Genomic DNA, 15,707 nt, shown 5'->3' with positions numbered 1-15,707 from the left:
GAGAGGGTGGGCCCGCTGCCGTCACCGGGGCCGGGAAGGGCGTCGTGGATGGTGGGCAGCGAGGGGAGAGAAATGGTGATGGAGGAAGAATCGGAAAACATGACACTGCACTCCAGGCATCCAGACCATGGCCATACTCTGAATGCGACAAGGGAGTTTATCGGGGAGAGAGGCTCGTACTACGCTGTATTCAGGACTCACATGTACAACAGCAGGTCTGCACTTCTGAATGCCATCAACGCTTTATTTTTTATGTCTTCAGTAAAAATTCATAAAACACCGGGACGGAAATATAAAACCATGCGGTTTTATTTTTTAAATTAAATTATTTTCAAACCACGGGTATATAAACCCTTTTATAGAAGACTATGCCTGTTGCGCGATAGACAGCCGACGAATGGGCTTCCCGATGGCACGACTGCTACAATAACGCTCTCAGCGACCCGCCCGCCTGCACCGCATGCCTGACCTCCGCGCCCTGTTCGCCCGCCTTCCCGGCATTGATGCCCTGCTGAACCACGCCGGTCTGAATCTGCCGCTGGCCCGGCATGGCCGTGATGCCGTGGTCGCCGCCGCACGTCAGGTGCTGGACGGGGCGCGCGCGCATATCCGCGACCACGCCGTGCTGCCCGCCTGGGCCAGCGACGCCGGTGCGCTGGCGCGACGCATCGCCGCCGACTGCGCCGACCGGCAGCGGCTGGCACTGCGCCCGGTCTACAACCTGACCGGCACCGTGCTGCATACCAATCTCGGTCGCGCCGTGCAGGCGGAAGCCGCTGTCGAGGCAGTCACCCGTGCCATGCGCCATGCCGTCACGCTGGAATACGACCTGGACGGCGCCGGTCGCGGCCACCGCGACAGCGCCATCAGCGAACTGCTGGCGTCGATTACCGGCGCGGAAGCCGCGTGCGTGGTCAACAACAACGCGGCAGCGGTACTGATCACGCTGGCCACGCTGGCGGCCGGCCGCGAAGTGATCGTGTCGCGCGGCGAACTGGTCGAGATCGGCGGGGCGTTCCGCATGCCCGACGTGATGCGCCAGGCCGGCTGCCGGCTGGTCGAGGTCGGCGCCACCAACCGCACCCATCTGCGCGACTACCGCGATGCCATCAGTGCTGATACCGCGCTGCTGATGAAGGTCCATACCAGCAATTATGCGATCGAGGGTTTTACCGCCAGTGTCAGCGAGTCCGAACTGGCGCCGCTGGCACGCGAACACGGCCTGCCGCTGGCGACCGACCTCGGCAGCGGCGCCCTGATCGACCTGTCCCGCCACGGGCTGCCGGCAGAGCCGATGCCGCAGCAGATGATCGCCGCCGGCATCGACGTCGTGACCTTCTCCGGCGACAAGCTGCTCGGCGGTCCGCAGGCCGGCCTGATCATCGGCCGCCGCGACTGGATTGCACGCATCCAGAAGCACCCGCTGAAGCGGGCACTGCGTTGCGACAAACTGTCGCTGGCAGCACTGGAAGCCACGTTGCGCCTGTATCTGGAGCCCGACCGGCTGCCGGATACCCTGCCCACACTGCGCTACCTGACCCGGGCCCAGACCGAGATCCGCGCCGTGGCCGGCCGCCTGCTGCCGGCCCTGACCCTGGCTGCGGGCGAGGCATTCCGGGTAGACGATCAGGCCTGCCTGTCGCAGATCGGCAGCGGCTCGCTGCCGGTGGACCGGTTGCCGAGCTGGGCGATCTGCATCGAACCGCGCGATGGTCGCGGCAAGACGCTGGAAGCCTTTGCCCAGCGCCTGCGCGAGCTGCCCTCGCCAGTGATCGGCCGGCTGTCGGCCGGCAAGCTCTGCCTCGACCTGCGGCTGCTGGACGACGAGGCCGGCTTCTGCGCCAACCTCGCCGCACTGTCCGCCGCGCCCGCCCACTGACCGGACCCGCCCCATGATCATCGCCACTGCCGGACATGTCGACCACGGCAAGACCGCCCTTGTCCGCGCCCTGACCGGCACCGATGCCGACCGTCTGCCGGAAGAAAAAAAGCGCGGAATGACCATCGACCTCGGCTACGCCTATCTGCCGCTGGCCGATGGCCGCTCACTGGGCTTTATCGATGTGCCCGGTCATGAAAAATTCCTGACCAATATGCTGGCCGGTGTCGCCGGCATCGACTATGCGCTGCTGATCGTCGCCTGCGATGACGGCGTAATGCCGCAGACACGCGAACACCTGGCCATCCTGCATCTGCTCGGTCTGACCCGGGCCAGCGTGGTGCTGAGCAAGCGTGATCTGGTCAACGACGCCCGCCACGCCGAAGTCGCAGCGGAAGTCCGCGCCCTGCTGGCGCCGACACGGCTGGCCGACAGCCCGCTGTTCACCGTCGCCAGCCTGGACGGCAGCGGCATCGACGCACTGCGCGACCATCTGGTCGGCCTGCCGGCCAGCCAGTCGGCGCGGGAAACGCGACGTTTCCGTCACGCCATCGACCGCGCCTTCACCCTGACCGGCAGCGGGCTGGTAGTGACCGGCACCGCTTTCTCCGGGCGGGTCGCCGTCGGCGACACCGTCTGGCTGACCGGTCGCAACCGGCCGCTGCGGGTACGCAGCCTGCATGCACAGAACCGGGCAACCGACAGTGCCCATGCCGGCCAGCGCGTGGCGGTCAACCTGGCCGGTGATGTCGAAAAAACCGATATTTCACGCGGCGACTGGCTGCTGGCCGCCGCACCGCCCGCCGCCACCGACCGGGTCACCCTCCGCCTGGATGCATCGCTTGATCTCGCCACGCCGCTGGCGCACTGGCAGACAGTGCATGTCCATCATGCGGCCAGCCACGTGACCGGCCGCATTGCGCTGCTGGACCGCATCGCCCTGCCCCGCGGCGAATCGGCGCTGGCCGAACTGGCGCTCGACACGCCACTGCATCTGGCCGACAACGACCGGCTGATCCTGCGCGACGCCAGCGCCCGCCAGACCCTGGCCGGCGCCACCGTCATCGAACTGGCCCCGCCGTCGCGCGGCAAGCGCACCCCGGCCCGGCTGGCTGCGCTGCGCGAACTGGTGCAAGTCATTCACGACGACAACGATACCCTGCGCTGCCGGGCACAGACCGGCGCCGTGTCGCTGACCGACTTTGCCTGGGCGCGCCAGCTCGATGCGCGACAGCTCGCGACCCTGCCTGCCCTGGCCGGGCTGAAAGTCACCGGCCGCGACAACACCGGCAACGCCTATTCGCCGGCCCACTGGCAGGCGCTGCAGGAACGGGTCCTGAGCCGCTTGCAGGCCCTGCATGACGCCCAGCCGGACCAGCTGGGCGCCGGACGCGGCCGGCTGCGCCGGCTGGCGGTGCCGACCGAGACCGACGCTGCCGCCGATGCGCTGTTCGACGACCTGCTGGCCGACGGCCGGCTGCAGATGAGCCGCGGCTTCCTGCACTTGCCCGGCCATGTGCTCAGTTTCGATGCCCGCGAGGCGGCAGACTGGGCAAGGCTGCAGCCATGGCTTGGCGACGGCTGGGAACCGCGCTGGGTGCGCGACCTGGCCGGTGATGCCGGTCTCGACGAGGCCGGCGTGCGCCTGCTGATGAAGAAAGCCGCCCGGCTCGGTCATGTCACCGCCATCGTCCCCGACCGCTACTACCCGAGCCAGACCATCGAGCGGCTGGCCGCCATCGCCAGCGAACTGGCCGGAGAACAGGGTCAGGTCGACGCGGCCAGCTTCCGCGACGCCATCGGTGTCGGCCGCAAGCTGGCGATCCAGATTCTGGAGTTCTTCGACCGCAGCGGCTTCCTGCGCCGCCAGGGCGACGCCCACCGGCTGCGCGACACGCGGCTGTTCTGATCCGCCGGCCGCGAGCGACGTCACCGCCACCTTCCGCATTGCCAACAGGAGAGCCTGCATGAAAACACTCGCCTTTATCGGACTGGGCCTGATGGGCCAGCGCATGGCATCCCGGCTGCTCGACGCCGGTTTTGCCCTGACCGTATGGAACCGGGATCAGACCAAAACAGCCGCGCTGGTCGCGCGCGGCGCACGCCTGGCCGCTGACCCGGCGGCAGCCGCGCAAGGCGCCGATGCCGTTCTGCTGTGCGTATCGGACACGGCGGCCGTTAAGGCCGTGGTTTTCGGCGCCAGTGGCGTGGCCGCCGGCATCGCCGCCGGCACCCTGCTGGTCGATTTCTCCAGCATTGCCCCGGATGCCACCCGCGACTTTGCCGCACGCCTGCAGCAGCAGACCGGCGCCAGCTGGATCGATGCGCCGGTCTCCGGCGGCACCGGCGGCGCCGAGCACGGCACGCTGGCGATCATGGCTGGCGGCAATGCGGCGGCCATCGAACGGCTGGCGCCGGTCTTCGCCCCGCTGGCGGCACGCGTGACCCGCATGGGAGAAGTCGGCGCCGGCCAGGTCACCAAGGTCTGCAACCAGTTGATCGTTGCTGCCAACAGTTTGCTGATCGCCGAGGCGGTCGCGCTGGCCGAGCGCGCCGGCGTCGATCCGGCCCGGCTGGCGCCGGCGCTGGCCGGCGGCTTTGCCGATTCAAAACCGCTGCAGATCCTTGCCCCGCGCATGGCCAGCCACACCCATGAACCGGTGCAGTGGAAAGTGGCGACACTGGAAAAAGACCTGGGCAATGCCATGGCGCTGGCCGCGTCCTGTCACAGCCCGGCGCCACTGGCCGGCCAGGCGCTGGCGCTGATGCGCCGCCACGCCGAAGCCGGTCAGGCCCAGTCCGACCTGTCCACCGTGATCGACCTGTACCGGAGCCAGCACTGATGCCGCATTTCGCCGCCAACCTGTCCATGCTGTTCACCGACCGCCCGCTGACGGCCCGCTTTGCTGCCGCCCGCGCGGCCGGTTTCGACACGGTGGAGATCCAGTTTCCGTATGAAGTGCCACTGGACGAACTGCTGGCCGCACGCGATGCCGCCCGGGTGGCGGTCGTGCTGATCAACCTGCCGGCCGGCGATCTGATGAACGGTGGCGACGGCATCGCCGGCGTGCCGGGACGCGAGGCGGAAATCGATGCCGCGCTGACCGTGGCACAACCTTATATAGCCGGACTGGGCGTGCGTTTCGTCAACGTGCTGGCCGGCCGTCTGGCGGCCGGCATCCGCCGCGAACAGGCGCTGGACACGCTGGTCGCCAGCCTGGTGCGGGTCTGCCGCGCCCTGGCGCCACTCGGGGTGACCGTGACCTGCGAAGCGATCAATCCGTACGACATGCCGGGCTACCTGATCAACACCGTCGACGACATGCTGATGCTGAAACAGCAAGTCAATGAGGCGAATTTCGGGGTGCAGTTCGATGTCTACCATATGGCGAAACAAGATTTCTGCCCGCTTAAGCTGGTGAAAAAACACATTCAGCATATCGACCACATCCAGTTCGCCGATGTCCCCGGCCGGGGCGCGCCCGGCACCGGTACGCTGGACTTCCCGGCCCTTTTCACCACCCTTGACCAGCTGGGCTACCGGGGCATCACCGCGGCGGAATTCAAAATGCATGATGAAAATTTCATGGCATTTGAATGGATTTCATCAGGAAATTCATCGGGTTGACCGATCCGGTTTTCGCCACTAGAATCCAACCCCATGATTTTCAAGAGATTAATTTGTCATACTTTGAGAGCCCTGACATTAGCTAGCTTTCTGCTAGTGACCTTGCCTTCGCAAGCCGCCATGTACGGCTATGTCGATGACACAGGGCGTGTCCATGTATCCAGCCAAAAAATCGACGAACGTTACCAGTACATTCCGCCCGGCCAGACCCTGAGCGCCACGCGCCCGGTCAACCGGATTACCCACCCGTACAACATCAAGCCGGCCAGACCGGTCACGCCGAGCCCGGCGCGGGTCGAGCGCTACCGCGACATGGTCGAGGAAGTCGCCGCCCGTTACAAACTCAACCCCGACCTGCTGCACGCGATCATCAGCGTGGAGTCCGGTTACAACCCCAAGGCACTGTCCAATCGCGGCGCGCACGGCCTGATGCAGGTCACCCGTTCCACGGCACGCCGCTTCGGCTCGGAGCAGCCGATGGACCCGAGGCAGAACCTCGAAGCCGGCGCCCGATACATCTCCTATCTGCTGAAGATGTTCGACAACCGCCTGACCCTGGTCATCGCCGCGTACAACGCCGGCGAAGGGGCCGTCAAACGCTACAACGCCGTCCCGCCGTATGCGGAAACCCGGCAATACGTCGCCAAGGTGCTGGCCACCTACGCGGCAGCCAGCATGGACGACAACGGGGCGGCAGCACCTGCGCCCCGCCTGGAAAAAGCCGCCTTCAACGGCTAGCGGCCTGGCGGCGATCCGCCGCCACGGCCGGCCATTCAAGACCCGCCCGGCGCCGCCGATGACATTGGCACGCCGGGCGGCTTTTTTGTCAGCCATGCCCGGCGCCCTTGACGGAACGGCGCCGCCGTACCGTAATGTCGGCTGACCTCTCCACCACTACAGTCCTCCATGTCCGTTCTTGCGCGTACCGTTCTGCTCGCCAGCCTGCTTTTCGCGCCATCGCTGGCGTTTTCTTCCGATCCCGTCCCGCTGAAGGGCCATGCCAGCGTCAGCGGCAAACTCGGCGGCCACCAGGTCCGCGACTATGTATTCACCGGCAAGGCCGGCCAGCCCGTGCGCATCACGCTGTCCGGCTCGCCGAATGCCTACTTCCTGCTGTGGGAGCCGGAGCACCAGGCCATGAGCGTGTCCGAGACCCGTGACTGGTGGGGCAAGCTGCCGACCGACGGCAAATACATGATCCGGGTGTTCGTCTACCGTACCGCCGCCGAGCGCGGCGAATCGGTCAGTTACCGGCTGCGTCTCGGCGCGCGCTGAAGCAATTCGCACGCGGCGCCCCGTCTCGTGTTATCACTCCGCCTTTCCGCTGAAATCGCCGTACGAGGAGTGACACGCCCATGGAGCCGCTCGCGCTCGCCACGCCCCGCGTGACGAGTCTTACCCAATGCATCGACAGCGTCGCCGACAACGGCTGGGCCCTCTGGCCCGGTTTTCTGTCTGCCGACGACACTGCGGCCCTGGCCGCCCACACCCTTGCCGTCCATGCCGACGGCCATTTCCACCGCGCCGGCGTCGGCCGCGCCAGCGGCCTGGCGATCCGCGAGGGCATCCGCTCCGATCAGGTGCTGTGGATTGACGACGCCCCGCCCCACCCCGTTCTCGACCACTACCGCGAGCAGATGGACCAGTTGCGCGAGGCCATCAATCGCGCGCTGTACCTTGGCCTGTTCGATCTCGAAAGCCACCTGGCGGTCTATCCGCCCGGCAGTGCCTACGAACGCCACCTCGACCGCTTCCGCGACGACGACCTGCGCACGCTGACCGTGGTGCTGTACCTCAATCCCCCCGACTGGCAGGACGACGACGGCGGCCACCTGCGCTTCTGGGCCGGCGGCCCGGACCTCGAACCGATCCATATCCGGCCGGCAGGCGGCACGCTGGCAGTGTTCCTGTCCGACCGCTACTGGCATGCCGTGGAGCCGGCCCGGCGCACGCGGCTCAGCGTCACCGGCTGGTTTCGCCGCCGGCCGGTCTGAGCGGGAGCCGTGCTAAACTCGACGCCTTCCATATTGCACGCTTACGGGAACGCACCATGTCGGGTAACAGCTTCGGCCTCTTGTTCACCGTTACCTCGTTCGGCGAATCGCACGGACCGGCGATCGGTTGCGTGGTCGACGGCTGTCCGCCCGGACTGGCGCTGACCGAGGCCGACATCCAGATCGAGCTGGACCGCCGCAAGCCCGGCACCAGCCGCCATGTGACCCAGCGCCGCGAGCCGGACACGGTGGAAATCCTGTCCGGCGTCTTCGAGGGCCGCACCACCGGCACCCCGATCGCGCTGCTGATCCGCAACCAGGACCAGCGCAGCAAGGATTACGGCAATATCGCCGACACCTTCCGCCCCGGTCACGCCGACTACACCTACTGGCACAAGTACGGCATCCGCGACCCGCGTGGTGGTGGCCGCAGCTCGGCGCGTGAAACCGCCGTGCGCGTCGCCGCCGGTGCCATTGCCAGAAAGTGGCTGCATGAACGCTACGGCATCGTGATCCGTGGCCACATGACGCAGATCGGCGAACATCACATTCCGTTCCGCAGCTGGGACGAAGTCGGCCAGAACCCGTTCTTTGCGGCCGACAACAGCGTGGTTCCGGCTCTGGAAACCTATATGGACAGCATCCGCAAATCACTGGATTCGGTAGGCGCACGACTGCGGGTGGTGGCGGAGAACGTGCCGGTCGGCTGGGGCGAGCCGGTCTTTGACCGCCTCGACGCCGATATCGCCCATGCCATGATGGGCATCAATGCCGTCAAGGGCGTGGAGATCGGCGCCGGCTTCGATTCGGTTACCCAGCGCGGCAGCGTGCATGGTGACGAGCTGACACCGGACGGTTTTGCCAGCAACTACGCCGGCGGCATTCTCGGCGGCATCTCGACCGGCCAGGACATCGAGGTCAGCATCGCCATCAAGCCGACCTCCAGCATTGCCCAGCCGCGCCGCTCGATCGACAAGGCCGGCCATCCGGTCGACATGGAAACCCACGGTCGCCACGATCCGTGCGTCGGCATCCGCGCCACGCCGATTGCCGAGGCCATGCTGGCGCTGGTGCTGATCGACCACGCGCTGCGCCATCGCGCCCAGTGCGGCGATGTGCGGGTGGAGACCCCGCGCATCCCCGGTCATATCGCTTAGTCGCCAGTCCAGATTCCCTGCCCGACCAGCTGCCGCTCGGCCGCTGCGAACCAGCCCCGGTTCGCAGCCGGGCTGGCCGGGCTCGGGTGCAGGATCTCGCCGATGCGCAACGCGCGCCCGGCCAGCGCCTGACGCGCCCGGCCGGCGGCAAAACGCCCGACGCCCACGACCCAGTCCGGCCCGGTCGCGTCGACCACGGCGCACAGGTGTGTGTCGCAGGCCTGGAATAACGGCCCCCTCTCGGCGCTGGCCAGCTTGTCCGGGGTCAGGTTTCGCGCCCCGACGCTGAACAGCAGCGGGCAATAGTTGACCACGAAGTGATCGGCAAAGAAATTTTCGGCCCGACCGAAACGGCTGGCGAATCCGCCCCACAGCCGCCGGCCACTGACCTCCGAACGCGGGCAGGCAAAGCCGTCGACCGGTCGCAGTGGCGACACCTCGGCCGGGCGCAGCACCGCGGCCTCGATGCCGAGCCAGTCGCGTACCATGCCGACCTCGCCGAACGGCACGCCGGTCTGGGTCATGCCCCAGGGTCCCGGGTTCATGCCGAGAAACAGCACGCGCTTGCGCCCGCCACCGTAGCGGCGCACATAGGCGGCAAACGGCGCCCACGCATAGTCGAGCGGATCGTAGACCTGGGTGACCGGGGGCGGGAAGCGCATGGCGTCAACCCGTTCGCGCAGCCGCACGGCGGCGGCAAGTTGCTGTTCGATGCTGTCCATGGCGACCAGTATGCCGCGCCTCGTCCGAATGAACGATGCCGCCCTGTCCGTTTGGGTGATATCCGCCGGCGGCAAACGCCGCCTAAGCTGAAAGGCATGACAACGCCCCCACCCCGACCCCCATTGGTTTACGCCTGTTCCGGCTGTTCCAGCGCAGCGCAAATGGCCAATCACTTCGCCCTGCGCCTGACCCGCGACGGTCTGGCCGAGATGTCGTGCATCGCCGGCGTCGGCGGCAATGTTCCCACCCTGCTGCGCATCGCCCGCTCCGGCCGGACGATCCTGGCACTGGATGGCTGTCCGCTGCACTGCGTCAGCGGCTGCCTGTCACAGGCTGGCGTCAGCGCCGACCGCCACCTGACACTGTCCGACTTCGGCGTGGTCAAGCGCAAACATCATGACTTCGACCCGGCCGAAGCGGACCGTCTCTATCCGCGTCTGGTCGATGAAGCGGTCGCACTGACAGCAGCCCCGCCACCAGGCACGACCGGCGACGACTGAGCCGTCTCCTCCACCGCAACGATCCGCGTCTCCGCCGGCACCTTGCGGAACAGCGCCAGCAGCAGCTTGTAGATTTCGGCATCGAAAGGCGCGGCCAGTACCGGTACGGCTTCGCCCGGGCGGAAGCTGCCGAGCAGGCGCCAGTGGTCGAAACGGTGCGCGATGCTGTCGCCGCTGACCGGATCGGCCTCGATCACGTCGATCGCCCCCGGATACGGCCAGCTTTTCAGCTTCAGCTTGCCCAGCGCCTTCAGCAGGCGGGCGTTGTAGTGCAGTGCCGGCTCGCGGCCGAGGCAGGTGCCCTTGCAGCGCCCCTGTCCGTATCCCCCGCACGGCCGGCCGGCACGCAGCGTCTCCAGGCCAAGCCGTGCCTGACACAGCTGATAGGCATCGGCCAGCTGCACCAGTGCCCGGCTGGCTTCACGGGAAGAACGGAACACCCCGTACAGCGATTCGGTCCGGGAAAAATCCACGTCATCGCTGCTGACCGGCACCGGTCGCAGAAAACCGCCATCGACCGTATCGAGCCGGAACGACACCAGCCCGCCGGCGTGATGCACATTGTGCAGCGGTGCCCGCTGCCGGATCAGCCGGATCTGCAGCAATTGCGCGCCAAATTCGCCAACCGCTTCGTGCCAGTCGATACGGGCCACCGGCCGGTTGAAGCGCGGCATCCGCCCCTTGCCGCGAGACGCGGCAAAATGCGCCAGCACCCCGCTGCGCAGGTTCGCACTCTTGCCGACATACAGCAGCGTGTCATCGTCGGCGTGGAACAGGTAGGCACCAGGCACGTCCGGCAAGGCATCGGCCACATCGGGATCGATGCCGGGCGGCAGGTCCGGCGACAGGGCCTGGGCATGCGTGGCGGCCAGCACCACGTCGCGGCCAAGCTCGCGCCCGGCCGCCTCGAGGAACACCCGCACCGCCTCGGCATCGCCCAGCGCACGGTGACGCATGCCGGGTGGCACATCGATGCCGAAACGGGCGATCAGGCTGTCGAGGTTGTGCTTGAAATGCTGCGGGTACAGCGCACGCGACAGCTTGACCGTGCACAGCTGGTCGGCATGAAAGCGCAGACCGACCCGCCTGAATTCATTTTTCAGGAAGCCGTAGTCGAAACGGGCGTTGTGCGCGATGAACAGGCGACCGGACAGGCGTTCGAGTACCTCGTCCGCCAGGGCGGCGAACGGCGGCGCATCGGCCACCATGCGGTCGGAGATGCCGGTGATCTGCTCGATGAACGGCGGAATGGGCTGGCCGGGATTGACCAGCGACGACCAGCGTTCCACCCGCTCGCCGTCGACGGCGATCAGGCCGATTTCGGTGATCCGGTCACGGGTGATGTGGCCGCCGGTGGTTTCGAGGTCGACAATGACTAAGGGACGATCTAGCACGGGGAACAGACGGATGGATTCGGAAAAAAGCGAACGCGCAGCGAGCGGAGAGTCCGCCGGAATGAAGTAATGGATCGCTATTCTAACCGACAGCGACGCCACGGCTTGCTACCATTCCCCCCATGCTGAATTCAACCAGACTGACTTTTGTGCGCCACGGCGAGACGGCATGGAATGTCGACCATCGCCTGCAGGGGCACCTGGACATCCCCCTCAACGACACCGGCCGCGCCCAGGCGCAGCTGACCGCCGCCGCACTGGGCGACGAAGCGTTTGACGCGCTGTACTCCAGCGATCTCGGCCGCGCACTGGACACGGCGGCACCGCTGGCCGAACGGCTGGCGCTGCCGGTCACCCCCGACCCGGCACTGCGCGAGCGCCACTTTGGCGCGCTGCAGGGCCTGCGCCCGGCCGATGCCGAACACGAGCACCCCGAACTGTGGCAGCGCTATCGCGGCCGTGCGCTGGACTGGGTGCCACCCGGCGGCGAATCGCTGGCCGACTTCGCCGCCCGCATCCACACCCGGCTGGAAACGCTGGCCAGCCAGCACCACGGCCAGTCGCTGCTGCTGGTGACCCACGGCGGCGTGCTGGAAGTCATCTACCGGCTGGCTACCTCCACCCCGCTGGCCCTGCCGCGCGACTTCCCGATCCCGAACGCCGCCATCTACCGCATCGAACGCCACCCGGGCGGCTGGCGGCTGCTCGGCTGGGCCGAGCGCCCGCACCTCGAGCAGGCGCGCGACGAGATTCTCTGAGCGGCAGACGATAAAAAACCGCCGTGAGAAAAGCTCACGGCGGTTCTTGCTGTCCATCAACCCCGCCATGTCAGGCGGGGTTTTGGCTTCAGACTCAGGCGGCAGCGCTGCCCGAGGCCTTCTTGCCGGCGCGGTTGACGGCAGCGGAAGCAGCCTTGGCCGACGAGGTAGCGGCTTCGACACCGGCTTCGGCCAGCTCGCTCGACACCTTCTTGGCGGTGCGCGACAGGCTGTCGTAGGCGGCGGTGGCGCTGGTGATCGCGTTCTTGGCGATATTCACGGCAGCGTCGGAACCGGCCGGGGCGTTCTTCGAGATATTGTCCAGCGAGGCGCAAACCAGCTTGTTGAAGTCCAGAATCTGTTCTTCAATGAAGCTTTGCACTTCGTTCTGGGTTTCCACGGCGGCGTCGTACACGCTGCGGGCGGCGCCGAAAACCTGTTCGATACCCGGCTGGGCCAGGGTCGCCTGCACTTCGGCCAGCGCCTTCGGGTCCTTGGCGGAAGCCAGGGTCTTGGCGGTCGAAGCCTGTTCAGCCAGCAGCTTCTTCGACAGTTCGAGTTGCAGGGCGGCGAAGCGCTCGGCGCTGGCCAGCACGATCGAGGACAGGCGCAGTGCGCGATCCAGTTGGTTTTTTTGCAGGTCTTGCAGGCGTTCGGTTTGATTGAACATGGTGTATCTTCCTTCCGGCATTGGTTTGAACTTCTTCTTCCGCTGCCAGCGCCTTATGGTGCACTGCAGCAACACCGTGAATTTATGCAAGACCGGCCCGCTTGTCAAACTTTTTTTGTGCACTGCACAATGACGAATGACGGCATCTTGACGGTTCCGTGGAAAACACGTCGAACAGCAGGTAAACTCGCGCCATTCAAAAGCTTTTGTCCGTCGCCATCGACGCATCATGAACGCCAATCCAGCGCACGCATTCGACATAAAATCCGCCCGTTTGAACCTGCTGGCGGTCCGGCTGAAAAGCCCCCGCCTCGACGAGCTGGAACTTGACCTCAGCACCCGCTTCGCCAACGGCTCGCCGTTCGACGGCGAACCGGTCGTGTTCGACCTTCCCGCCGACGGTGCAAACGCCATTCGCTACGACGAACTGGTCAGCCTGTATGCCCGCTATGGCCTGAAGGCAATCGGTGTGCGCGGTGCACCATCGGGACTGCGCGGCGCGCTGGCCCAGGCCGGCCTGATCGCCTTTTCCGGTTCGGACAGCGACGACGAGCCGCACCCCCAGCCACCGGCCCAGGCAGAAGCACCGGCCGCCGCCGCACCCAGTGCGCCGCCGTCGACGCTGATCATCGACCGGCCGGTCCGTGCCGGCCAGCAGATCTACGCGAAAGGCGGCAACCTGGTGGTTCTGGCCATGGTCAGTGCCGGCGCGGAAGTGATCGCCGACGGCGACATCCATATTTATGCGCCACTGCGCGGCAAGGCACTGGCCGGTGCCCGCGGCAATATTGCCGCGCGCATCTTCGTGCAGGCAATGGAAGCGGAACTCCTGTCCATCGCCGGCATCTACCGCACCATCGAACAAGCGTTGCCGGCCTCCATCGCCGGCAAACCCACTCAGATATTCCTGGACGCAGACAAACTGGTCATGCAGCCATTGGCCGCCTGATTGCAGGCGCCGAATATCGCCCGATATCATCGACAGGGGAAATACGTGGCCAAAATCATCGTCATCACGTCCGGCAAGGGCGGCGTCGGCAAGACCACTACCAGCGCAAGCTTTGCAAGCGGCCTTGCCCTCAAGGGGCACAAGACGGCCGTCATCGACTTCGACGTCGGCCTGCGCAATCTCGACCTGATCATGGGTTGCGAACGCCGCGTCGTCTATGACCTGATCAATGTCGTCAACGGCGAAGTGTCGCTGAATCAGGCGCTGATCAAGGACAAGCACTGCGACAACCTGTACATCCTGCCGGCGTCGCAGACGCGCGACAAGGACGCGCTGACCGAGGAAGGCGTGGAAAAGGTCCTGAACGACCTGGCCGCCGACGGTTTCGAATACATCGTCTGCGATTCGCCGGCCGGCATCGAGCGCGGCGCGCTGATGGCGCTGCACTTCGCCGACGAAGCGATCATCACCACCAATCCGGAAGTGTCGTCGGTGCGCGACTCCGACCGCATCCTCGGCATTCTGGCCGCCAAGTCCCGTCGCGCGATCGAAAACCGCGAACCGGTCAAGGAACACCTGCTGATCACCCGCTACACGCCGGCGCGCGTCGAGCGCGGCGAAATGCTGTCGGTCGATGACGTGAAGGAAATCCTGCGCATTCCGCTGATCGGCGTCATTCCCGAGTCGCAGGCGGTCCTGCAGGCATCGAACCAGGGCACGCCGTCCATCCACCTGTCCGGCACCGATGTCTCGGAAGCCTACAAGGACGTGGTCGACCGTTTCCTCGGCGCCGACAAACCCATCCGTTTCCTGGACGCACCGAAGGTCGGTCTCCTGAAACGCCTGTTCGGAGGCTGAACCCATGACACTGATTGAACGCCTGTTCGGCAAGCGCCAGAAAACCGCGGCCATCGCGCGCGAGCGACTGCAGATCATCCTTGCCCACGAGCGCAGCGGTCGCGGCACCGACAAGCCGGACTACCTGCCGGCGCTGCAGGCCGAACTGATGGCCGTCATCTCCAAGTACGTGCAGGTGTCGCAGGAGGACATCAAGGTCCAGCTCGAACGCCAGGACAACCTGGACGTGCTGGAAGTGAACATCGTGCTGAACGAGCCGCAACGGCCAGCGGCATGACCCTGACCGAGCTCAAGTACATCGTCGCCGTCGCCCGCGAGCGCCATTTCGGCCGTGCAGCGGCCGCCTGCTTCGTCAGCCAGCCGACCCTGTCCATCGCGGTCAAGAAGCTGGAAGACGAACTGGGCGTGACGCTGTTCGAGCGCGGCTCCGACATCAGCGTGACCGATATCGGCCGCCAGGTGGTCGAGCAGGCCCAGGTCGTGCTCGAACAGGCCGCCGTGGTCAAGCGCATCGCCGGCGAGCGGCAGAACGAGCTGGTCGGGCCGCTGAAGCTCGGCATCATCTTCACCATCGGTCCGTATCTGCTGCCGAAGCTGATTCCGGCACTGCGCCACGTCGCCCCCGACATGCCGCTGTACCTGGAAGAGAACTACACGTCGCGGCTGGCCGACATGCTGAAAAGCGGCGAGATCGACGCCGCCATCGTCGCCGAGCCGTTTGATGAGCCGAACATCGTCACGCTGCCGCTGTACGACGAACCGTTCGTCATCGCCACGCCGAAGGACCACCCGTGGGCCGACCGCGATGCGATCCAGCCGCACGAGCTGGCCAACGAGGCCGTGCTGCTGCTGACGCAGGGCAACTGCTTCCGCGATCAGGTGGTTGAAGTGTGCGACCGCCATGCCGAGCCGGTTCCCGGCGGCCACCCGCTGTCGCAGGCCCTGTCCGGCAGTTCGCTGACCACCATCCGCCACATGGTCGCCAGCGGCGTCGGCGTCACCGTGCTGCCGGCCACCTCGGTCAGCGCCGCCGACAACGAGCTGCTCTGTATCCTGCCGTTCGCCGGCCAGGCGCCGACGCGCCGGGTCGTGGTCGCCACCCGCAAGCACTTCCCGCGCATGGGCGCCATCCACGCCCTGGCCGACGCGGTGCGCAGCAGCGGACTGGAAAGCGTCACCATGGTCGGTGACTGACCA

Annotated in this window: 17 protein-coding genes; 14 read left to right on the top strand and 3 right to left on the bottom strand. The window is 66.4% G+C overall.

Annotated elements, in window-relative coordinates; genetic code table 11:
- The first annotated feature begins 460 nt into the window (after positions 1 to 460).
- The 8 genes from selA (at position 461) to aroC (ending at position 8,658) form a co-directional block, all read left to right on the top strand.
- A complete protein-coding gene (gene selA / locus Q352_RS0114630) occupies positions 461 to 1,879 on the top strand; it encodes an L-seryl-tRNA(Sec) selenium transferase (RefSeq protein ID WP_028499988.1) in 1,419 nt (472 codons plus the stop codon).
- Between the two features lie 13 nt (positions 1,880 to 1,892).
- Entirely contained in the window at positions 1,893 to 3,788 is a 1,896-nt protein-coding gene (gene selB, locus Q352_RS0114625) for a selenocysteine-specific translation elongation factor (RefSeq protein WP_028499987.1), read from the top strand.
- A gap of 58 nt (positions 3,789 to 3,846) precedes the next feature.
- On the top strand, positions 3,847 to 4,722 hold the full coding sequence (locus Q352_RS0114620) for an NAD(P)-dependent oxidoreductase (protein WP_028499986.1): 876 nt from the start codon (positions 3,847 to 3,849) through the stop codon (positions 4,720 to 4,722).
- Positions 4,722 to 5,507, top strand: a complete 786-nt coding sequence (locus Q352_RS0114615) for a hydroxypyruvate isomerase family protein (protein WP_028499985.1) — start codon at positions 4,722 to 4,724, stop codon at positions 5,505 to 5,507. Before Q352_RS0114620 ends, Q352_RS0114615 begins: the two co-directional genes overlap by 1 nt.
- A 33-nt stretch (positions 5,508 to 5,540) precedes the next feature.
- Complete coding sequence (locus Q352_RS21335; RefSeq protein ID WP_107888662.1) at positions 5,541 to 6,245, top strand: lytic transglycosylase domain-containing protein; 705 nt, start codon at positions 5,541 to 5,543, stop codon at positions 6,243 to 6,245.
- Positions 6,246 to 6,413: 168 nt separating this feature from the next.
- Entirely contained in the window at positions 6,414 to 6,782 is a 369-nt protein-coding gene (locus Q352_RS0114605; protein ID WP_028499984.1) for a hypothetical protein, read from the top strand.
- Between the two features lie 80 nt (positions 6,783 to 6,862).
- Positions 6,863 to 7,501 carry a 2OG-Fe(II) oxygenase gene (locus tag Q352_RS0114600; RefSeq protein ID WP_051528990.1) on the top strand — a complete coding sequence of 213 codons (639 nt, stop codon included), beginning with the start codon at positions 6,863 to 6,865 and terminating at the stop codon, positions 7,499 to 7,501.
- A gap of 56 nt (positions 7,502 to 7,557) precedes the next feature.
- Positions 7,558 to 8,658, top strand: a complete 1,101-nt coding sequence (aroC, locus tag Q352_RS0114595; RefSeq protein WP_028499982.1) for a chorismate synthase — start codon at positions 7,558 to 7,560, stop codon at positions 8,656 to 8,658.
- On the opposite strand, the gene Q352_RS0114590 is transcribed toward aroC, so the two are convergent.
- Positions 8,655 to 9,380, bottom strand: a complete 726-nt coding sequence (locus Q352_RS0114590) for a uracil-DNA glycosylase family protein (protein ID WP_036386502.1) — start codon at positions 9,378 to 9,380, stop codon at positions 8,655 to 8,657. The genes aroC and Q352_RS0114590 overlap by 4 nt on opposite strands.
- Positions 9,381 to 9,542: 162 nt before the next feature.
- On the opposite strand from Q352_RS0114590, the gene Q352_RS0114585 reads away from it, so the two are divergent.
- A complete protein-coding gene (locus Q352_RS0114585; RefSeq protein ID WP_276324998.1) occupies positions 9,543 to 9,881 on the top strand; it encodes a putative zinc-binding protein in 339 nt (112 codons plus the stop codon).
- Here the strand turns inward: Q352_RS0114585 and Q352_RS21330 are convergent.
- Positions 9,809 to 11,275 carry an exonuclease domain-containing protein gene (locus Q352_RS21330; protein ID WP_084300228.1) on the bottom strand — a complete coding sequence of 489 codons (1,467 nt, stop codon included), beginning with the start codon at positions 11,273 to 11,275 and terminating at the stop codon, positions 9,809 to 9,811. The two genes, Q352_RS0114585 and Q352_RS21330, sit on opposite strands and share 73 nt — an antisense overlap.
- A 122-nt stretch (positions 11,276 to 11,397) precedes the next feature.
- On the opposite strand from Q352_RS21330, the gene Q352_RS0114575 reads away from it, so the two are divergent.
- Entirely contained in the window at positions 11,398 to 12,033 is a 636-nt protein-coding gene (locus Q352_RS0114575; protein WP_028499979.1) for a histidine phosphatase family protein, read from the top strand.
- Positions 12,034 to 12,127: 94 nt separating this feature from the next.
- Here Q352_RS0114575 and Q352_RS0114570 read toward each other — a convergent pair whose 3' ends face one another.
- Positions 12,128 to 12,703, bottom strand: a complete 576-nt coding sequence (locus Q352_RS0114570) for a phasin family protein (RefSeq protein ID WP_028499978.1) — start codon at positions 12,701 to 12,703, stop codon at positions 12,128 to 12,130.
- A 229-nt stretch (positions 12,704 to 12,932) separates the two neighbouring features.
- Here Q352_RS0114570 and minC point away from each other — a divergent pair, with 229 nt between their 5' ends.
- The 4 genes from minC to Q352_RS0114550 are packed head-to-tail and all read left to right on the top strand — an operon-like array spanning position 12,933 to position 15,704.
- Positions 12,933 to 13,652 carry a septum site-determining protein MinC gene (gene minC, locus Q352_RS0114565; protein WP_036386500.1) on the top strand — a complete coding sequence of 240 codons (720 nt, stop codon included), beginning with the start codon at positions 12,933 to 12,935 and terminating at the stop codon, positions 13,650 to 13,652.
- A 45-nt stretch (positions 13,653 to 13,697) separates the two neighbouring features.
- Positions 13,698 to 14,510, top strand: a complete 813-nt coding sequence (gene minD / locus Q352_RS0114560) for a septum site-determining protein MinD (RefSeq protein ID WP_028499976.1) — start codon at positions 13,698 to 13,700, stop codon at positions 14,508 to 14,510.
- Positions 14,511 to 14,514: 4 nt separating this feature from the next.
- Entirely contained in the window at positions 14,515 to 14,787 is a 273-nt protein-coding gene (minE, locus tag Q352_RS0114555; RefSeq protein WP_028499975.1) for a cell division topological specificity factor MinE, read from the top strand.
- Positions 14,784 to 15,704, top strand: coding sequence for a LysR substrate-binding domain-containing protein (locus Q352_RS0114550; RefSeq protein ID WP_028499974.1), 921 nt, complete (start codon positions 14,784 to 14,786; stop codon positions 15,702 to 15,704). Before minE ends, Q352_RS0114550 begins: the two co-directional genes overlap by 4 nt.
- The last annotated feature ends 3 nt before the right edge of the window (positions 15,705 to 15,707 follow it).

The sequence above is a fragment of the Microvirgula aerodenitrificans DSM 15089 genome, assembly GCF_000620105.1.
GTDB classification, from domain to species: Bacteria; Pseudomonadota; Gammaproteobacteria; order Burkholderiales; family Aquaspirillaceae; genus Microvirgula; species Microvirgula aerodenitrificans.
The sequence above is the reverse complement of the archived record's forward strand: the minus strand, read 5'-3'. Positions and strand labels throughout refer to the sequence as shown.

What these genes read in the sequence shown, in the direction of transcription:
- selA (WP_028499988.1), top strand. Translation starts at nt 461, where the DNA reads ATGCCTGACCTCCGCGCCCTGTTCGCCCGCCTTCCCGGCATTGATGCC.
- selB (WP_028499987.1), top strand. Translation starts at nt 1,893, where the DNA reads ATGATCATCGCCACTGCCGGACATGTCGACCACGGCAAGACCGCCCTT.
- Q352_RS0114620 (WP_028499986.1), top strand. Translation starts at nt 3,847, where the DNA reads ATGAAAACACTCGCCTTTATCGGACTGGGCCTGATGGGCCAGCGCATG.
- Q352_RS0114615 (WP_028499985.1), top strand. Translation starts at nt 4,722, where the DNA reads ATGCCGCATTTCGCCGCCAACCTGTCCATGCTGTTCACCGACCGCCCG.
- Q352_RS21335 (WP_107888662.1), top strand. Translation starts at nt 5,541, where the DNA reads ATGATTTTCAAGAGATTAATTTGTCATACTTTGAGAGCCCTGACATTA.
- Q352_RS0114605 (WP_028499984.1), top strand. Translation starts at nt 6,414, where the DNA reads ATGTCCGTTCTTGCGCGTACCGTTCTGCTCGCCAGCCTGCTTTTCGCG.
- Q352_RS0114600 (WP_051528990.1), top strand. Translation starts at nt 6,863, where the DNA reads ATGGAGCCGCTCGCGCTCGCCACGCCCCGCGTGACGAGTCTTACCCAA.
- aroC (WP_028499982.1), top strand. Translation starts at nt 7,558, where the DNA reads ATGTCGGGTAACAGCTTCGGCCTCTTGTTCACCGTTACCTCGTTCGGC.
- Q352_RS0114590 (WP_036386502.1), bottom strand. Translation starts at nt 9,380, where the DNA reads ATGGACAGCATCGAACAGCAACTTGCCGCCGCCGTGCGGCTGCGCGAA.
- Q352_RS0114585 (WP_276324998.1), top strand. Translation starts at nt 9,543, where the DNA reads ATGGCCAATCACTTCGCCCTGCGCCTGACCCGCGACGGTCTGGCCGAG.
- Q352_RS0114575 (WP_028499979.1), top strand. Translation starts at nt 11,398, where the DNA reads ATGCTGAATTCAACCAGACTGACTTTTGTGCGCCACGGCGAGACGGCA.
- Q352_RS0114570 (WP_028499978.1), bottom strand. Translation starts at nt 12,703, where the DNA reads ATGTTCAATCAAACCGAACGCCTGCAAGACCTGCAAAAAAACCAACTG.
- minC (WP_036386500.1), top strand. Translation starts at nt 12,933, where the DNA reads ATGAACGCCAATCCAGCGCACGCATTCGACATAAAATCCGCCCGTTTG.
- minE (WP_028499975.1), top strand. Translation starts at nt 14,515, where the DNA reads ATGACACTGATTGAACGCCTGTTCGGCAAGCGCCAGAAAACCGCGGCC.
- Q352_RS0114550 (WP_028499974.1), top strand. Translation starts at nt 14,784, where the DNA reads ATGACCCTGACCGAGCTCAAGTACATCGTCGCCGTCGCCCGCGAGCGC.